The 17,980-nt window shown below is 43.1% G+C and carries 17 protein-coding genes; 6 read left to right on the forward strand and 11 right to left on the reverse strand.

Annotation, left to right across the window (positions count from 1 at the left end; translation table 11 throughout):
* Window position 1 precedes the first annotated feature (1 nt).
* A complete protein-coding gene (recQ, locus tag BN2762_RS22305; protein ID WP_055109049.1) occupies window positions 2-1,837 on the reverse strand; it encodes a DNA helicase RecQ in 1,836 nt (611 codons plus the stop codon).
* 779 nt (window positions 1,838-2,616) lie between these two features.
* Here recQ and rlmD point away from each other — a divergent pair.
* Entirely contained in the window at window positions 2,617-4,002 is a 1,386-nt protein-coding gene (gene rlmD, locus BN2762_RS22310) for a 23S rRNA (uracil(1939)-C(5))-methyltransferase RlmD (protein WP_055110295.1), read from the forward strand.
* A 6-nt stretch (window positions 4,003-4,008) separates the two neighbouring features.
* On the opposite strand, the gene BN2762_RS22315 is transcribed toward rlmD, so the two are convergent.
* Together BN2762_RS22315 and BN2762_RS27390 are read right to left on the reverse strand one after the other, a co-directional pair.
* Complete coding sequence (locus BN2762_RS22315) at window positions 4,009-5,499, reverse strand: recombinase family protein (RefSeq protein ID WP_055109050.1); 1,491 nt, start codon at window positions 5,497-5,499, stop codon at window positions 4,009-4,011.
* Window positions 5,499-5,648: a hypothetical protein gene (locus BN2762_RS27390; protein WP_187386572.1), complete on the reverse strand. Its 150-nt coding sequence runs from the start codon at window positions 5,646-5,648 to the stop codon at window positions 5,499-5,501. Before BN2762_RS27390 ends, BN2762_RS22315 begins: the two co-directional genes overlap by 1 nt.
* Window positions 5,649-5,788: 140 nt before the next feature.
* Here BN2762_RS27390 and BN2762_RS22320 point away from each other — a divergent pair, with 140 nt between their 5' ends.
* Complete coding sequence (locus BN2762_RS22320) at window positions 5,789-6,247, forward strand: NUDIX hydrolase (protein ID WP_055109051.1); 459 nt, start codon at window positions 5,789-5,791, stop codon at window positions 6,245-6,247.
* A 401-nt stretch (window positions 6,248-6,648) separates the two neighbouring features.
* On the opposite strand, the gene BN2762_RS27885 is transcribed toward BN2762_RS22320, so the two are convergent.
* Window positions 6,649-6,873 carry a helix-turn-helix domain-containing protein gene (locus BN2762_RS27885; RefSeq protein WP_230202567.1) on the reverse strand — a complete coding sequence of 75 codons (225 nt, stop codon included), beginning with the start codon at window positions 6,871-6,873 and terminating at the stop codon, window positions 6,649-6,651.
* A 211-nt stretch (window positions 6,874-7,084) separates the two neighbouring features.
* On the opposite strand from BN2762_RS27885, the gene BN2762_RS22330 reads away from it, so the two are divergent.
* Both BN2762_RS22330 and BN2762_RS22335 read left to right on the forward strand, forming a co-directional pair.
* Window positions 7,085-7,411: a transposase gene (locus tag BN2762_RS22330; RefSeq protein ID WP_055109052.1), complete on the forward strand. Its 327-nt coding sequence runs from the start codon at window positions 7,085-7,087 to the stop codon at window positions 7,409-7,411.
* A 20-nt stretch (window positions 7,412-7,431) separates the two neighbouring features.
* Window positions 7,432-8,343 (forward strand): IS3 family transposase, encoded by a 912-nt coding sequence (locus tag BN2762_RS22335; protein WP_083485080.1) that lies wholly within the window; start codon window positions 7,432-7,434, stop codon window positions 8,341-8,343.
* 44 nt (window positions 8,344-8,387) lie between these two features.
* Here the strand turns inward: BN2762_RS22335 and BN2762_RS22340 are convergent, their stop codons facing one another.
* The 3 genes from BN2762_RS22340 to BN2762_RS22350 all read right to left on the reverse strand — a co-directional run bounded on the left by BN2762_RS22340 (window position 8,388) and on the right by BN2762_RS22350 (window position 9,427).
* Entirely contained in the window at window positions 8,388-8,903 is a 516-nt protein-coding gene (locus BN2762_RS22340; protein WP_230202568.1) for a hypothetical protein, read from the reverse strand.
* A gap of 93 nt (window positions 8,904-8,996) precedes the next feature.
* On the reverse strand, window positions 8,997-9,263 hold the full coding sequence (locus BN2762_RS22345; protein WP_055109054.1) for a hypothetical protein: 267 nt from the start codon (window positions 9,261-9,263) through the stop codon (window positions 8,997-8,999).
* The gene (locus BN2762_RS22350; protein ID WP_055109055.1) at window positions 9,260-9,427 is read right to left on the reverse strand and encodes a helix-turn-helix domain-containing protein; all 168 of its coding nucleotides are present in this window, start codon (window positions 9,425-9,427) and stop codon (window positions 9,260-9,262) included. The genes BN2762_RS22345 and BN2762_RS22350 overlap by 4 nt, the downstream gene beginning before the upstream one ends.
* Before the next feature lie 996 nt (window positions 9,428-10,423).
* Here BN2762_RS22350 and BN2762_RS22355 point away from each other — a divergent pair.
* Window positions 10,424-11,143, forward strand: a complete 720-nt coding sequence (locus BN2762_RS22355) for a formylglycine-generating enzyme family protein (protein WP_055110297.1) — start codon at window positions 10,424-10,426, stop codon at window positions 11,141-11,143.
* Between the two features lie 186 nt (window positions 11,144-11,329).
* On the opposite strand, the gene BN2762_RS22360 is transcribed toward BN2762_RS22355, so the two are convergent.
* On the reverse strand, window positions 11,330-11,731 hold the full coding sequence (locus BN2762_RS22360) for a VOC family protein (protein WP_222861107.1): 402 nt from the start codon (window positions 11,729-11,731) through the stop codon (window positions 11,330-11,332).
* A gap of 143 nt (window positions 11,732-11,874) precedes the next feature.
* A complete protein-coding gene (locus tag BN2762_RS22365; RefSeq protein WP_230202569.1) occupies window positions 11,875-12,690 on the reverse strand; it encodes a helix-turn-helix domain-containing protein in 816 nt (271 codons plus the stop codon).
* 103 nt (window positions 12,691-12,793) lie between these two features.
* On the opposite strand from BN2762_RS22365, the gene BN2762_RS22370 reads away from it, so the two are divergent.
* Window positions 12,794-15,220 (forward strand): transglutaminase domain-containing protein, encoded by a 2,427-nt coding sequence (locus BN2762_RS22370; protein WP_055109057.1) that lies wholly within the window; start codon window positions 12,794-12,796, stop codon window positions 15,218-15,220.
* A 633-nt stretch (window positions 15,221-15,853) separates the two neighbouring features.
* Here BN2762_RS22370 and BN2762_RS22375 read toward each other — a convergent pair.
* Together BN2762_RS22375 and BN2762_RS22380 are read right to left on the reverse strand one after the other, a co-directional pair.
* A complete protein-coding gene (locus BN2762_RS22375; RefSeq protein WP_148499985.1) occupies window positions 15,854-16,399 on the reverse strand; it encodes a GrpB family protein in 546 nt (181 codons plus the stop codon).
* 50 nt (window positions 16,400-16,449) lie between these two features.
* Complete coding sequence (locus BN2762_RS22380) at window positions 16,450-17,643, reverse strand: hypothetical protein (RefSeq protein WP_230202570.1); 1,194 nt, start codon at window positions 17,641-17,643, stop codon at window positions 16,450-16,452.
* Between the last annotated feature and the right edge of the window lie 337 nt (window positions 17,644-17,980).

The raw sequence follows: 17,980 nt of genomic DNA on the forward strand, positions 1-17,980 counted from the left end.
CCTATTCCATATTTTGAAAAAATTCAAGAAATGCCCGTCCGTATTTACGGTACTTGACTTCCCCGACCCCTTTTATGTTCAGCATTTCCGCTTCGCTCGCCGGGCAAACAACGCTCATCTCGCGAAGGGTCGCATCGTTGAAAATAATGTACGACGGCACGCGCTCCTTCTCCGCCAAATCCCGGCGGATCAGGCGTAGCTGCTCGAATACCGTCTCATTCACAGCAGACGGACCGTCGTCGTAAGCTCCTCTGCGGCGCCTGCTTCCGCCTGCGGCCTGGGATGCTGCCGGCTCCGGCGCACGCATCATCACCTGATGCTGCCCCTTCAGAACGTCGACCGCCAAGGGCTGAAGCCGGACGACGGGGTACTGCCCCTCGGACAAGGCCAAATAGCCCTCGGCAATAAACACATTGATCAGCTCCGAGATCTCCTTCTCGGTTCGCCTCGGCATCATGGCGTACGTAGGCAGGCTGTCGAAGCCGTATTGCAGCACCTTTTTGCTGCGGGAGCCTTTGAGCACAGAAGCGACCAGCGAGACGCCGAAGCGCTCCCTCATCCGGTGGATGCAGGAGAAGACGATTTGCGCGTCGCGTGTCATGTCTACCAGCTCGCGCTCATCCGTGCAGGAGCTGCAGATGCCACAGGGCTTGCGGTCGTGCTGCTCTCCGAAGTAGTCAAGCATCCCCCAGCGCAAGCAGCTGGTCGAGTAGCAGTATTCGATCATCTGCTGCAGCTTGCGGTATTCGTTGCGCTTGCGCACCTCGTCCTGCGGATTCTGCTCGATGAGGAATTTCTGCGTCATGATGTCCTGCGGACTGAACAGCAGGATGCATTCGCTAGGCTCCCCATCCCGCCCGGCACGGCCGGCCTCCTGCACATAAGCCTCCATATTCTTCGGCATATTATAGTGAATCACATAACGGACGTTAGACTTGTCGATCCCCATGCCAAAAGCATTCGTCGCCACCATAACGCGGATATCGTCATAGAGGAACGCCTCCTGGCTCTCCTCCCGCTCCTTGTCCGGCAGCCCGGCGTGATATCTTCCCGCAGGAATGCCGCTCTGGCGCAGCCGCTCGTACAGGTCGTCGACCTCCTTGCGGGTAGCCGCATAGACGATGCCCGGCTGGTGGCCATGCGACCTCGCATAGTTCAGCACGAATTCACGCTTATTCTCGCCGCGCAGCACGGACATGGCCAAATTGTCGCGGCCAAGTCCCGTGACGAACACGGCGGGATCGCGCAGCTGCAGCAGCCGGGTCATATCGTCCATGACCTCCGGCGTCGCCGTCGCGGTAAAGGCCGCCACGATCGGGCGCTCCGGTAGCCCGTTCACGAACGGGGCTACCGCGAGATAGCTCGTGCGGAAATCATGGCCCCACTGCGATACGCAGTGGGCTTCGTCGACCGCGACACAGGAAATCGTCAAGCTGCCCATTTCCTCGCGGAACCAGTCGAGCTCCAGCCGCTCCGGCGCGACATACAGCAGCTTCAGCTCGCCCCTTCTCGCCGCGCGGATGCGCTCATTCACTTCCTTGCCGGACAGCGTGCTGTTAATGTAGGCCGCGGATACCCCGGCGGTCGTAAGCGCGTCCACCTGGTCCTTCATAAGCGAGATGAGCGGCGAGACGACGAGCGTAAGACCGGGCAGCATGAGGGCGGGAATCTGGTAGCAGATGGACTTCCCGCCGCCCGTCGGCATAATGCCGAGCGTGTCTGCGCCCGACAGGACGCTCTCGACGATTTTGCGCTGGCCTTCCCGGAAATCCGGGTAGCCGTAATATTTTTGCAAATAAGACTTGGCTTCTTCCATTAAAGTGGATTGCATATTCATTCAAATAAGCTCCTTACTTCTTACCATCATTTGTTGCATGTGTTCCTTATCCAGTTTACCGGGAGTGGGCGCGTTGGGCAAACGATTTTGAATATTTGTAGAATGGGTTTGGCCAAGCTGACACTATAAAATCTTCGAGGAATTACGAACCGTAGAGGTTCGTTATAAGGCGAAGAAGCATTTTCAAGACGTTAAGTAATATATTTTCTCCTCTTGCCTCTGCATGGTGGTTGTCCGTTCAGCATGGTATATTGGATTTGAACATTTTATAGAAGGATGGAGCTAATTTGATCATGAAGGAATCGCCAGGATCCCATACACATAACAGCAGCTACAGCGCTGCAAAAGGCAAGCCTGTCGCAAGCGGGGGCAAACCTGCCACCAGCGGGTATGCAAAAACCGGTACTTCCCGGGACGCACAACAGCAAGCACCGCGCGACAGGGGGAAACACGAAGCACGTACTGGGCAGAAGACATCGCATGGAGAACAGCAGGCACTGCATGGCAAGCAACAAGAGGCCCGCAATGCCCGTCCGCATAAATCGCACCAAACCAAGCCTAATGCATCGGTTGATGCCAAACAGCACGGATCCGGCAAGGCAAAGCCATACCCATCCCGCAAGGCAAAGCCTAATCGCGATACAAGGCCGAAAGATTCTGGGGATGCCAAGCCGTATGCACCGCGAGATGATAAGACATATACCTCGCGAGATGCCAAACGGCAGCATCGATATACAAAGCCTTATGCGCCACGCGATGCCAGGCAGCAGGCGCCTCGAATTTCTGGACGCGAGCATGCCGAGGAGCTGCGCACTGGCGATCAGATCGTCGTCACGATCAAGCGGCTAGGCATCAACGGCGAGGGCGTCGGATACTACCGGCGCAAGGCGGCTTTTATCACGGGAGCTCTGCCAGATGAGGTCGTTCACGCCAAGGTGACCCGGGTAGAGGATAAGTTCATCAACGCGGAATTGGTGAGGATCGAAAAGCGTTCACCCCAGCGAGTGGATGCGCCATGCCCGGTATTCGGCATTTGCGGCGGCTGCCAAATTCAGCATATCTCTTATCCGGGCCAACTGAAGGGCAAGGAAGATATCGTTCGAGAAGCGTTCTCTCGCTATGCCGGCTTGCAGGAATTCCCCATGAAACCGATTCTGGGCATGGAGCACCCTTGGGGCTACCGCAATAAGGCTCAGCTTCAGCTGGGGATGCAAGAGGAAGGCATGATCGCCGGACTATATGCCGCAGATTCGCACAAGCTGATCGACATTACGGGCTGTCCAATCCAGCATCCGAAGGTGAACGAGGCGGTCGACAAGACGCGCAATGTTCTGCAGCGGCTGAATACCCCCGTCTATCAGGAGAAAAGCAATCAGGGCATCGTGCGCACAATCGTCGTGCGGTGGGGCTTCCAATCGGGGCAGCTGCAGGTTACGCTGGTGGCAGCAAACGACCGCATTCCGCGGCTGGATCAGCTCGTGAAGGAGCTGCGGCTCGCCATGCCGGAGCTGACCAGCATCGCGCTGAACGTCAATCCGAAGAACACCTCGCTCGTGTTCGGCAGCAAGACGACGATTCTCTGGGGCGCGGACAGCATCGAGGAAGCTCTGGGCGATCTGGAATTCACCCTCTCCCCTCGCGCCTTCTTCCAGCTCAACCCGCTGCAGACGGTCAAGCTGTATGAATCGGTACGCACGGCAGCCGCGCTCACGGGTAAGGAAGTTGTCGTGGACGCCTACTGCGGCACGGGTACAATCGGGCTGTGGCTCGCCCCTTATGCCAGGGAGGTTCGCGGCATCGAGTCGATTCCCGAGGCGGTGGAGGATGCCAGGGCAAACGCATCCCGCAACGGGCGCGATAATGCCTCCTTCTACGAGGGGCATGCGGAGGAGCTGCTTCCCCGCTGGGTGAAATCCGGCTTCAAGCCCGACGTCATCATCGCCGACCCGCCGCGCATCGGGCTTGACCCGCGCTTCATCGAAGCGGTGCTGCGCACGAAGCCGAAGCGCTTCGTGTACGTGTCCTGCAATCCTTCAACCTTGGCGAAGGACTGCAAGGAGCTGCTCGACGGCGGCTACTCGCTGGAGTGGGTGCAGCCGGTCGATATGTTCCCGCAGACGAGCCATGTGGAGTGCATTTCACAGTTAGTTTTAAAAAATGATTGAGGGGGATTATAACCCCTCAACCTGTGCAAACTTGTAGTAAATCTTAACATCTTTGTTTTCGGTTACTTCGATTTTATCTACAAAACGTAGTAACATCTCGGATGTTAACTTATTGAACTGTAAGAAACCTCTAAGTTGTTCAATGATGGCAGAGATTTTACTTTTATCGTGACTTTCTGCCATATCCTTTTTTATCTCTACTTTTTCTAATTCTAGTTGTTGCAGCTTTTCTTGTACCATACTTACAAAGTCATCATAATCCTGTTTAGATATATCCTCGTTAATGAACTTTTGTAAAGCGTTCCGCTTTAGTTCCATTTGTTTCTGAACCTGCTTTTTAATGGACTCTAGTCTAGACTCGTTCTTTTTTGCGGTAGTCTTGACCTTTTTTTCAATCTTACTTTCTAGGTTTGGATGGTCTAAACTACTAGACATGTTTTTGAGGTCATCAAGGATTATTTCAGTTAGTTCTAGTTCCTTAACTGCATGATTAGAACAGGCTTTATTCCCATGTTTAGCATAAGTTCCACAAATGTATCCTTTGCGGTTAGCACGATACCACATGCCATTCCCACATTCAGAACAGTAAGCGATATTTGTAAAAAGGTGTTTCTTCTTTCTAGTACCACCCCTACCTCTTCTAGCTTTTTGTTTAAGTAACTTTTGAACTTGTTCAAAAATATCTCTTAAAATGATAGGCTCATGAGCGTCAGAAATGATAATCCAATCGTTTTGGTCATTTACTTTACGTGTCTTATTTGTCACGTTCATAGTGGTTTCTCTGCCCTGTACAAGGTCTCCTACATAGTGAGGGTTCTTTAATATCTTCTTAATAGTAGACCCTTGCCAATACAAACCCGCATTAGCTTTCCCTACAACCTGTGAAGGTGTTGGAATATCTCTATTAGTAAGATACCTTGCTATTTTGTCATGCCCCCAACCTTCTAGATACTTGTCAAAGATTTCACGTACAATATCTACGGTGTAATCATTTCTAGGTAGTAGCTTTTGTTTGTGAAGTATATAGCCATAAGGGGGAATACTCCCCATGAATTTTCCGCTTTTGTACTTCATTTGATAAACTGACTTGATACGGTCACTAATTCGTTGACTTTCACTTTCATAAATCCAAGCATAAAGACCGAACATAGCTTGTTTAGAAAAGTCTTGGGTATCAACTTTTCCATCTAGAGTAATTAAGCGGACACCTTTTGTTTCTGCAACTCGCCTTAGTTGATAAAGTAATTCAACATTACGCCCTAATCTACTTAATTCCTTAGCTACAATGACATCAAATTCCCTGTTTTCAGCGTCTTGTATGAGTCTTTTTAACCCCTCACGATTGTCAGTAGTTCCTGTTTGAATATCTGTGTAGAAGTCATAAAGGTCATATTGATTTTCAGTAATATAGTCTAAAATCATATGCCTTTGGTTTTCAGGTGACTCTTTTTGACCCTCATTGTTAGTCGAAACACGAATGTATCCCGCTATTTTCATTATTGTCGCCCTCCGTTATTGATGGCGACTATATCTACTTGTCTATCATTGTAAGCGGCAGATACAATCTTTTCAATTTCTTTCTCTAATTGGTGTAAGATTATCGACCTAAAATCCTGTGTTCCTGTAAAAACTCGTTGAATGTTCATTTATATCTCCCCTTTCGTGATAGCAATCGTTCTATGGGGGGAATTAGTTGCGATGATATTCACAATAGGGCAGTATTAAAAGCAGGATTTCTATTCTTAAATAAAGAAATATTAATAAAAGTTATTTTTGGGGGCTTTTTATGGGATATATAATGGAGTTAAGGAAGTTAGTTGGAAGTCGTCCACTTATTATGGCAGGGGCAAGTGTTATTCTAATAGATAAAAGTGATAGGATATTACTGCAATTACGAAAAGATAATAACTGTTGGGGATTAGCGGGTGGTTCTTTAGAGATGGGTGAGACTTTAGAGGAAGTAGCAAAAAGGGAGTTACAAGAGGAAACGGGATTAATAGCAAACAATCTAAAGTTATTTAATATTTTCTCAGGAAAAGAGTTCTATTATAAATATCCACATGGTGATGAAGTGTACAATGTGATTACTACATATATTTGCACTGATTATCTTGGAGAATTAAAGATTGATAATAATGAAGTTAAAGATTTACGTTTCTTTTCTGTAGATGAAATTCCTACAAATATAAGTCCTCCTGACTTACCTATCATAAAGGAATTTTTAAGGTTATCAAAAATAATATAATGATAATTATTTAATGTATCAAGTGGGGGAAAGTCGTTTACATTTGGTGCACTTGCCTTCCGCTCCGCTACAGTCAAGGTGCACAGGTCACTCACTACGTTCGTGCCCTTGTTTTCTTTATAAGAGCGTGAAATTTCTTTATCATTAGGGGAGCGTAGCGACCCTGTTAATAATTATAGGTGTGTATCCACGTAGCAAAGCGGAGGGGATACATACAAATTTTAACCTATTAGCTTTATGCTTCTAAGAATAAAGAGTCAATGAAAAACAGAAAAACCTAGAACACTATGTGGTTCTAGGTCTAACAGGTGTTTTTGTTTAGCTTAATAGAGTCGGTTTTTCCTGTACAGAATACCTAAAACAGTCGGTTTTTCTCGTACGTACAAAACACTATTTTAGGGTTATTTATCTTTCAAATGTTCCTCAAATATTGCCCTTAAACCGTTTGTATAGTCGTCCTGCCCATCACTGTCTTTTCTATACATTAGGTCAGGGTGTACATAATACATTAAACTACCGCAACTTTCAGTAGTCATAATCAGTCCTTTCTTTCTTAAACATTTTACAATCTTAGTAAGTTCATCAGGGTCATGATTAATAGCTTTGGCTAAATCACTTCTATTCATTTTCCTGATGAAACTACAATCTTTTTCGTCAGGGTTGTGACAAAGAAAGCACTTTTCGAAATGGAAGTAGGGCAAAATCTTATAAAGAAAACCTAACTGATTAAGTGGCAGCTCATCTACAATTGTACTTAACCGCCTATTTAGCCCCCAAATGAACTTGGACAGTCCACCCCTTATTCCGATAGAATGAAATCAATCGGAGGGGAACGCAATGGAAAGAAAACGGTATGATCTGGACTTCAAGAAAATGGTTGTAGCCAAGGGACAGGAGATCGGCAATATGACGGCCGTAGCTAGGCAGCATGATCTTGATCCAAAGATGGTGTTGCGCTGGGCGAGAGAATTGAAGCGCAAGGATCTTGAGGAATTGGATGGCGCTGCTTTGAAACATGCTGCATTCGTTCCTACAGCCGCGGATTATGCGGCCTTGGAGAAAGAGCATGAGAAGCTCAAGAAGCTTTATGCAGAGCAGGCGCTGGAAAGAGAAATCCTCCGTGACCTGTTAAAAAAAACGAACCCACACTTGCGGATAAAATAGAGATTTCGCAGAAATACATCATGCAAGGCCATTTAATCAGTCTTGTGCTACGCATCCTGGAAGTGGAGCGTTCCACATACTATGCTCATGTGAATCGCCCGAATCAGCAACCTGAACAAATCTTCAGGAGCGGTCGCTCCGCGCCTGGTTACTCATATACGCAAGACAACAAGCGCATTAGCGATGAGCAAATCTGTGAGTGGATCATGGAACTGTTAGCCGACGAGTACACGTCCGTCTACGGATACCGCAAGCTGACAAAGATGCTGAGGCGCCAGCACCGCCTTGTGATTAACAAGAAGAAAGTCTATCGGTTGTGCAAGGAGATGAATGTGCTTCGCCCTCAGCGGAAGCTCAAAAATAAGCATCCTAAAAGGCTCGCAAATAACAAAGTCATTACCGGTTCCAATCAACTGTGGGAGACGGATATTAAGTATGGTTGGATCGAAGGCGAACAGCGTTTCTTCTTCCTGATGAGCATCATCGACGTGTTCGACCGAGCCATTGTTGCCTATCACCATGGCTTGCGCTGTGAAGCTAAGGATCTGGTTCAAATCACACAGGAGGCACTGATGAAGCGCCAGCTCTTTGACAAGGCGAATCGGCCAATTATTCGATCGGACAACGGTCCACAGTTCATTAGCCATCGGTTTGCGGAGGCTTGTGAACAGTTTGGAATTGTCCACGAGCGGATACCGCCTAAGACGCCGAATAAGAACGCCCACATCGAGTCTTTTCACTCCATCCTTGAATCGGAGTGTTACCAGCGCCACGATTTTGAGAGCTACCAACAGGCGTACGAGATCGTTAGCGGTTTTATCCACAACTACAATCGCAATCGCATCCATGGAAGCATCTATGATATGTCGCCGTACGAATACATGGAAGCAATCCGGCATGGCAACGTAATACCCAAGGAAATCAAGGTATGAAGCATGATCATCATAAGATGAAAACGAAGAGAAATCGAGCAATTCTATGCGATCAATCGAATAAGAGGTGCAGTGTCCAATATTAGGGGGTTAACCCGCCGCCCCTTTAGTAGTTTTGTAAAAGGTTTCTTTAATAACTTCCCCATACAATGGAAGTTTTCATTAATGTAAAAGACTTTAGAGCGTCCTTCTTTTATTGAAATTAGTATAGAAAGGTATTCAAGCCTTTTTACTATTTGTTTTGTCTGCGTTGCTCCCCTACCTAGTATTGTTTGTAGGTCTTTTTGATTTAAGGGTTTACCTTCTGTAGATAGCTTACCTTTCCCATTTTGCTTTAGATAGTGAAGTAGTTTCATAACCGCTCCACCTTCGATTAATGTTAGATGTTGCGTAACCTCTTTGATAGGGTCAAGATAACATGCAACAAAAGGAATGATTTTCTTATTCCTATAAGCGGTTTTTCTTTGTCTTTCCTCCCTTGCCCTTTTTCCTTCTTCTGTCAAATAAGTAGCTACGTTAACCGTCTCACCTGTAAGTGTGTTTATCATTGGAATACTCATCTCAAAAACCTCCTGTTATTGTCATAGTCCTTTTAGTAATCGTTTCAAGTGTCCTAGTTGTTGCAGAAAAAAGCCCACCGTAAGGGTGGGGGATTAGATTTCTATACCATCAGGTAAGGCGTCCTTTATATCATCATCTGTAAAACCTTTATCTCTCAGGTAATCAACTAAAGAACTGATTAGAACTAAGTAGGGATAACCTGAATATCTCCTATCCTCATAAGGCTTGGAAATGGCGGTTAGTTGGTGTAGTTGTATCTTTGTCTTAACCCCTTCAACCGTAAAGACAATGTTAAACTTTTCAAGAACTCTAGCAGTTTGTTCAAGGGTGAGAGTATGAGATGAATTTTTTATAATCATTTAACCACACCACCTTTTAAAAAGTTCTCTAGTTCTTCCTGAATAACCCTTATTGACCCTCCGATTTTCACTGTTGGAATTTCTCCGCTCTTAGCAAGTGCATAGACTTTACATTTTGATAATTTGAGTAGTTCAGCTACTTCGATAACAGTAAGTATTTTCATTTAATCTATCCTTTCTAGTTTTTGCTCATTAACAATATAAGAAAGGGATACAAAAAATTAACAAAGAACGTAAAACAGAATATATCTTAATAATCTGATAAAGATTAGGCTAATAAGGAGCGGTTGTACGTCATTAAAAAATATATTTTAGGTGTTGGGGGAGGGCGAACGTAGGTGTTTTATAAAGAAAAATGAAGGTATCTAGGAATAAATGTACACAGATACTAACGGAGCTATTAAAGGTATTAGTAAAAAATAATAAAGGAGAAAAGGGACACCCATTTTAAAGGTTATATTTGCGATAGGTAAGGGATGACGTACAGGATTAATTTATAAAAATATGGTACGGAGGGAACAAGGGTTACGGTTCTTGATTAGAACCTAAACAATTCATTCGGTAGTGGGTAGGGTTATAAAGGTATTAGTGGTATGATGTCTTTTAGTGAAAAAATTAAAAAGGAGCGGTTCAATATTTACCGCCCCAAAGATTAAGTAGTATAGTCACCATTATTATTAGTTTGTCTGTGAAAAGTACACAACACATGTGGAGGCGGTAGTGAGACTTGAAAGAAATGATACAATCAAATAAACTGTGCCTTAATTTGAGGGAAGGATTGGAAAGGGGTTTATCTTAATCTTTTCAACCTCCTTACTAAAGGCCTCTTTGCGTTCTGCGAGGCCTTTCCTTTTTCCAGTGCTATAATAAATTCAGCATTCTTGTTATGCAGTTCTTGCTGTTGATGGAAATCCCCGCTCATTCTGATGCTTTAATTGGTATGTTGTGATAGCCCCTCTATTATGTAAGGATGAAAATTTATCGAAGCGATTATCAAGTTCTGCTAATTTCTCCTCTACACGTTTCAGTTCCCTTTAAATGTGAAATTGATGCAGAGTGGTGAATCTATGAAAAAGGAAGTTTAAATATTAAAATAGACAGGAGGTCAATTGACAATCGGAAAATATGGAAATGACAGAGAGCGTTTTTTAAAAGATTTAATGAAGTTAATGGTACCCATAGAAGGTGGAATCGTTGAATTACGCGATTATATTAATATGAATAAATGGCTTAGCTCTGACTACACTTTATCAGACCCTGGAAGAGGAAGTGATAAAAAAGTTATTACATGGACTGAAACGATCGAACCACTCTATGTAATGAAGTATCCGGTAACACAGCAATTGTATCATTTTGTCATGCATGGAGAAGAAGTTGAACTTAATGTGAATAACCTGCCAATTACGAATGTTTCGTGGTTAGATGCTCTTGTCTTTTGTAACACATTGTCCAGAATACTTGGCAGGACTGAATGCTACACAATCACAAGTGAAAGTGAGAACACTATATATAACAAAAAAGCGAATGGGTTTCGATTACTATCAGACGCTGAATGGCAGTATGCGTGCAAAGCGGGAACCAGGGGATATCGGTATGAAAGAATTGATAAGATTGCATGGTATCAAGAAAACTCCAATGGTTCAGCTCAACAAGTCGGAAAACTGCTTCCTAATCCATGGGGGCTTTACGATATGATCGGCAATGTTTGGGAATGGTGCTGGGATCTGTATGATACTGATCGATATGGGAACTACAGAGTTTTTCGGGGAGGCAGTTGGGCTGAAGTTGAAAACAATTGTGGTTCTACGATTAGAAGAAAAAGCATGCCTGATTTCAAGATAGATGATCTTGGCTTTAGAATAGCACTTACAAAGCTCTGAGAACACATCGAGCATGCGGTGAGCCCGAGGAATCAGTCGATCTCTCGAAATTCATCCCGTAGCCATAGCCATACCAAGTACCGACGTTTTTCATGAAGCGATCGGCGCGTTTGGCCGACCCGGGTCTAAAAGGCGTTTTGTATGAGAGTTCATACAAAACGCCAAGTTTGCAATTCAATACGTTGGTCAGCTTTCCGTATCGGGTTGATCGGTTACAATTTGCCATTCGATCCCGAATTTATCGATGACTTGACCGGTGGCCGGGCTGAATCCCGTTTCCTGGAGCGGCATGATTGCCTTTCCACCGTTTTGTAAAAGGGAAAAGAGTTTTTTCGCGGTTTCTGCTTCTTTGACAACGATCATCAAGTTGATGGATGAACCGGATTGGGGAGTTTGGCCGGGAAGGTAATCGGCCAGCATGATTTCGGAATTTCTGATTTTTAAATGAGCGTGCATCACGCGCCCTTCATTTTCCGGTGTGACCTCAACCCCCATTTCCCCGGGCCAATCCTTTAAATATTCTTGTCCAATGATATCCGCATCAAAGAGCTCCTGGTAAAAATGAATGGCTTTCTTGCGCCCTCCCATCCAGCATGAGGTAAGGCGTGATTGTCATTTCCATGGATCCCAGTCCTTTCTGTTAAAAATAGGGGTACAAGCTCATTTTGACAGAAAAATGAACAACAAACTTCTCATTTATTGCGGGAATTGTCTGATGGTCGACGGCAGGTCTAAGTTTTTAAAGAATCCGCGAGCAGCTTTAGTACATTGACCACGATCGGCGGATCTTCCGGTAGGGCTACACGCAGCGGGATATAAAAGGTTTGGTCATGATCTTGGGGGAAATGTATCCGACGCTGAACACGTCCGCGCAAGCAGTCATCCAGCACGAAATAACGCAGCGGATTGAACGTTCTCTCAATGAAACAAGCCAGGAGATAGAAGGTACCGTTCGGAATATGCTCAAAGAGATGCGTGTTCTTTTTGGTGAGGGCGACTCCGGCCACCGGCCGGTGATTGGGGATCGGGCTCTTGAATAATCCTACAAACGTGATCCCGGCTTGATAACCTTCGGGATAATGGACGGAAATAAAACAGCGGCTTGTTTCCGATGCAAGAGGGTGTTTGTGACCGACAACCGTTGTGGGGGTTTCTTCACATTTCTTCGCCACACTGTATAGCGCTTCTACTTGCTGCTTATATTCGCGTGGAGAGAGCCCGGTTTTCTTTGTGAATGTGGTAGAGAAAGTGCCGACACTGGAATAACCCGCATCAAATCCAGAATTTGTAACAGATTGTTCATTACGAAGCAGGGCTTGTTTGGCAAGCTCGACTTTTAAAGAGGACATATAATCCGCTGCTGAAAATCCTGTCAACCGTTTGAATTCCCGGCTGAAATGATATTTGCTGTAACCAAAGCGATTTGCAGTTTCTTCCACGGTTATATCTTGAGTCACAGATTCTTGCATATAAACAAGAATCTCAGGAATCCGATCCTTCACAACCCCTCTCCTTTCGCTTAAATCAGGTGGTTTTTGATTAAACATGAATCCAAGTTGATCATGGAGATGCTTGCATTTACCTCACATATTTCCATTTAACCAGTATCTGCTATAATATTTAATTATTGCTCAAGGGAGTGTTAAAAATTTGAAAAGGATATTCACCCTAATCTTATTTATTGCTTTTATATTATCAGGTTGCGAAGGAGGTAATATAGCTAATCCAGAAAAAAATCAAAAACAATCAGAATCACAGGAAACATCACCAGCACATTCATCGCTAACAACGGTGTCAGATTTAAAAATGAAGTATAAGAAAAAAGAGGAAAAACAATACTTAACACCAATATATAATGTGAATTACAATCAAGTATTTACATTTAAATTCAACTCGAATATCTATTCTACCGATGCTTTCCCTCATAGTGAGCAGGATCTTGCTGAACTGTTTAAAGAGGATGCTGAAGATAGATTTAAGAGGCGTATCGTAACTGTACATACAGATGCAAGGTGTTTATATGAAAGTGAAGTATCTACTTACGAAAAAGTTAAGGACCCTGACGCTAGTCAAAGTGTGTTAACTGTAAGTTCATTCGATCCTGTACTAACCACTTTTGATTCTTCTAGGGACAAAGAAAACTCATGGGGAAATGCCCCCATCTATTATATTTGTATCCGTTATGATTTAGATGCAGAGACGCCGACAAAATTGGATAATCCTATAGTTGTCCCTTTTACCATCAAGTCTCCATTGCAATCACCGAATGCTAACTATCAAATTGATGCTGAAGGAAGATTTAAATTAGTATGGAACAAAGTAAAAGGTGCTAAAAAATATAATGTTTATAATGTAATGTCTATGAATAATGCCGAAAAAAACAATGGGGCGGAGCAAGGGTATAAACATACTTATCCGTATTTGATTGGAACGGTTACAGATACAGAATTTCAAGATTTTGCATCAGATGGAGATCAAGGGTTGTTATTCGTCGGGGATGAACCGGATGATTATAGAAGAAAAGCAACGATCGCACAAAACATGATGGTTCAAGGAGAATATTATGTAACGGCTGTTGATCAACATGGAAATGAATCAAATTTCAGCCCTGCAGTCAGCACATTTAATTTATCAAAAACCCTTGTAACGGGTATGAAAGAATTGCATGAATTATATTACTCGAGTTTTCAAACGATAGATGATTTACCTAAAAAAATCAAGTTAACTGCAATAGATAATGCAACTACTTTGGAGCGAGATCTTATTTATGAAAAGGATATTCAGTACGACAAAGATGGTTTTGCTCTAATCCCTTATAAAGTAAAAGGAACAGCAATTAGCGGTACAACCTTAGTATTATCATTTGATGAACAAAAATGGAGTAATTATATACATAATCAAGATGCCAGGGATCACAGCAATGGAGGTCTAGTTGAGCCGGAAAACGCGATGGAATACGCTCCCGATTTCTCTGTTGTCGATAATTCAAAAAATAACAGTGATGATTTGATTAAACGGCAAAAAGAAAATACACAAAAACAATTGGATGAAGGCAATAAAGAATATGTTCCTCTAACAGACACAGGAAATGATTACAAAATTAACGCTGATTCTGCATTAGAAGAATACTTGGCATTAAATTTAATTGCCGCTAATAAAGAAGTTTCATTAAAAGCATTCCCAGAGGCGCTTGTTATTGATTTTTTAGCGGATACCTTACAAAAAGTACAATATCAAAATCCACTAATATTAGATATTGAGAGCTATGGATTCGATTATAAAACCTCAACTCTTTATATTGACTATAGTGACAGTAAAAATAATATTGCCAAAAAACAAAAAGAAATCATGAAAGAAGCGCACCATATTATCTCGCAAATGATTACAGATGATATGAGTGATGACCAAAAGCGTCAAGCTATTTATGATTATTTAAATGATCATGCAAAGTATGATGACGCAGCCTTGAATGATGCTAAGAAAAATGATTATAAGAATGTTGATAAAAAATTTAATGATTCTTTTACGGCCTACGGCATAATGGTGAAAAAAGTCGGGGTATGTGCTAGTTACGCGGCAGCCTACAAGCTGCTTAGTGATTTGTCAGGCTTAAATAGCATTGTTGTAACAGGCTATCTTGGAGGTGTGCCTCACGCGTGGAATAAAGTGGAAATCAATGGGGAATGGTACAATGTTGATCCTACAAATAATGGAACAAATTCTGGTGTCCTCTACTTATTATATAATTCAGACGATGAAACAGCAGAGGATCTAGAATTTACCTTTGATAAAGCTTATTGGACAGATGAAGGATTAAAGCAATTTACAAGTAGTGACAGCTCATTGGATTACTATAGAAGAAACGGATTAGAAGTGAGTTCCCCAACAGAATATAAAAATTTACTTTTAAACTTCTTAAAAGACAACGACCAGACCTTCATTGTTCGCTTAAGCAATGATGTAAGTGAAGATGATGTTATTCAAGTAATACAAGACGTTTACAATGAATCTTCTAATATTAAATTAGAGAATACCACAATACGCGGATTGCTACGTTATTTGATTATGGAAGAATAATTAATGTGGACATATTATTATAAGCCGTACGCCTGGCAAAGGGGGCCCTCTGTCATCCTGGATGACAGAGGCCCCCCTTTCTTTGAGAAAGCTATCCGTTTCTGCAAAATTAATTTTGAAGAAGGCTTTTTGGAGGAATCAATTTCTCCTTCCCTGCATCCTGTTCTCTAGCTCATCTTATGCAAGTTATCGGACTCGAACACTAAAGTCTCATTCTTTGGCTTATTTTATATAATTAAGGCTATAGGACTCAAAAACACTAAAATTCCATTTGTTAGCCTATATGTGTATAAGCTATCGGACTCGAACGCGAAATGGATTCCATGTATCTAATTATGCTCCAAAACGAATGTTTTAGGGGAGTAGATGGATTTCATGTACCTAAAATCAAGAATCCCGCCCAGAATGGACAATTCCCTTCTTCTAACCACATCAAATCCATTTAAATTTGCTTTCCTTACTTTGCCGCAGAAACTAACTACTATAAATCCATTTAGACAGAGAGATCCGCGGGTCATGCTCACTAGAATGAGATGATGGATTACCTGTACTATCAATCAGGTAAATTAAATTCAGACTACAGTACTTAAAACAATTCGATCTACAGTTTCCTGGGTTCATAGGCACGGGTAATTAAAATCGGAGATATAATTCAGCTCCCTTTCTTTCAGACGCCCATCTTATAGCCTTTTTTATAATTTCGGTACAAAAGGCTCCTTTTCTATCTTGATATACATGAACATTATTTTGGAATTGTTTGGCTAGTTGCAATTTCAATTCTCCGTATGCCTTAGCTTCATCAGGATGATTCATTAGGTATTCTTTAAAGTTCAAATGACGCTCGATATTGATATCTCCGGCCTCGTAAATATGTACGTGATGCGTTCTATGGTCTCCACCTTTTGGGAAATATCGACGGCCAGCAATTCCTTGCTCCCCTCGTGGTTCATAGCCTATAAGAATCATTTGCTCATTATAATCGTCTACCTTGTTAATATCCTTAACGACAATTAGAATATCAATAATTGGCTTTGCAAACCCAATCTGAGGGACGGAAGTGCTTCCGATATGATGAATTTCAAGTAATTCATTCGGAAATATGGACTGTAATAAACCTTCTTCTTTGCGGTATAATTCAGTCCAGCCTTCCGTCCAGGGAGCCATTTCGACTCTTCTCAAATAACCCCTCCTCTTGATGGCAGCTGCTCCGGCCGGTTTAAATCGAGCTCCTACTTGCTGTTGATTACAAGCGTCTCTTTTTCCTTGTCCATATAAACGGTGGTTTGACTAACCATTTCAAAGTCGGATTGCGAGATTCCTCCGCACTCATGGCCATTGTAGCTCAGCAAGTTGCTTCCTCCGTTCTTTTGGAGGGACCAGCCTTTCAATTTCCTGACCGTGTACTTGTCTTCGCCTGCTTGCCAATTTATTGGTGCAGAGTTATTTTGGCTTTTCGATACCTGGTATCCCAGCAGGGTGAGGATATCCTCAAAGTCTTTAATATGATACTGCTCTGTAGCTTCACAATAATTTACGCTATCTGCAAAAAAGTAGATTCCTTGCTCCTCGTAGTTCTCTCCAACGATATACTCTTGACCGTTAATAAGCACCTTTGGAACTTTTTTTAAGTTTCCGTCAATGTACTTTAGCGATTCCAGATAATCCTTCATGCTGATCCAAGTAAATGTGTCCGTCTCCTTGTCATATGTCCCATAGTATCCGTCATCATAGTTCTCCCCCTGCACTTCAACGGGAAGAAGATCATAATCATCTACATACTTTGCATAATCTCTTAATGCCTGTTCTATTTTTGCAATCAGCTCTTTCATCTGGTCATCGTCATCATCAATTATAGTATTGAACTTAAAGCCATAGGAAGCCCCCCATTCCTGAACAAGCTGCTTCGGATGAATCGATTTCAGCTGAAGCCCTTTTTTGGGGTGAACAAAATTTGCATAGTAGTCATCGCCTTTAAGCGGGTACTCATTCATGACTAGAACAGAGGTTTTCGTTTCATTCGTTCTGTCTTCTTGTAATCCGATTTCTTCGGGATGGAAGTATTTAAGCAGCACATCTGTAATCACTTGCTCTTTGCCTAAGCTCACGGCATATTCCATTACTGCATACCCGAAATTGGATGGATCCCCGCCCTGCGTATAGCCGTAATTGCGAAATTTAAACTCCCTTTCGATACCGCGGTCGTCCGTAAAGTTTACAACCCACTGTATCCCCGTTCCGCTCACAGGCAGAGGATCTGCTCTCCACTTGATTTCCTGCTTGTCGATCACTTCAAATTCCCCTAAAGAATATTGGAGATAGGAATCGAATTTCTTAAGAAAATCCGTTTTGTAATGTTCCGAACAGCCGATCGTGACTAAAGCCAGCAGGATAATTAATAACAAAAGGCATATGTATCGTCTCATGAAGCACCTCTCGCATCCGGTTTAAGTTATGGCCACCATTTCAATAGTTGGTATTTCTTGACTTAATACTAACCGATGAGTAGTTTTTTTAAAAGGGCTATCTGTGTTGCAGGAGTTTGGTTTTACTACGAAACAACCCGTACTCCCAAGATTGCTAGGATGGAATGCAATCCTTATAACGAACATCTTGATCATGGAAGAAAATTGGGCATAATAAGCTGAGCCGCTCCCTTGCATTTTTTATTGTTATGTATTAAATTAATTGATGGATCAAATATTGACCCATCAATTAATTGGCTGTTTCACATCAAAGCAGGTTCGTTTGCTGCCGCATCTA

Source organism: Paenibacillus ihumii, assembly GCF_001403875.1.
Taxonomy (GTDB): Bacteria; Bacillota; Bacilli; order Paenibacillales; family Paenibacillaceae; genus Fontibacillus; species Fontibacillus ihumii.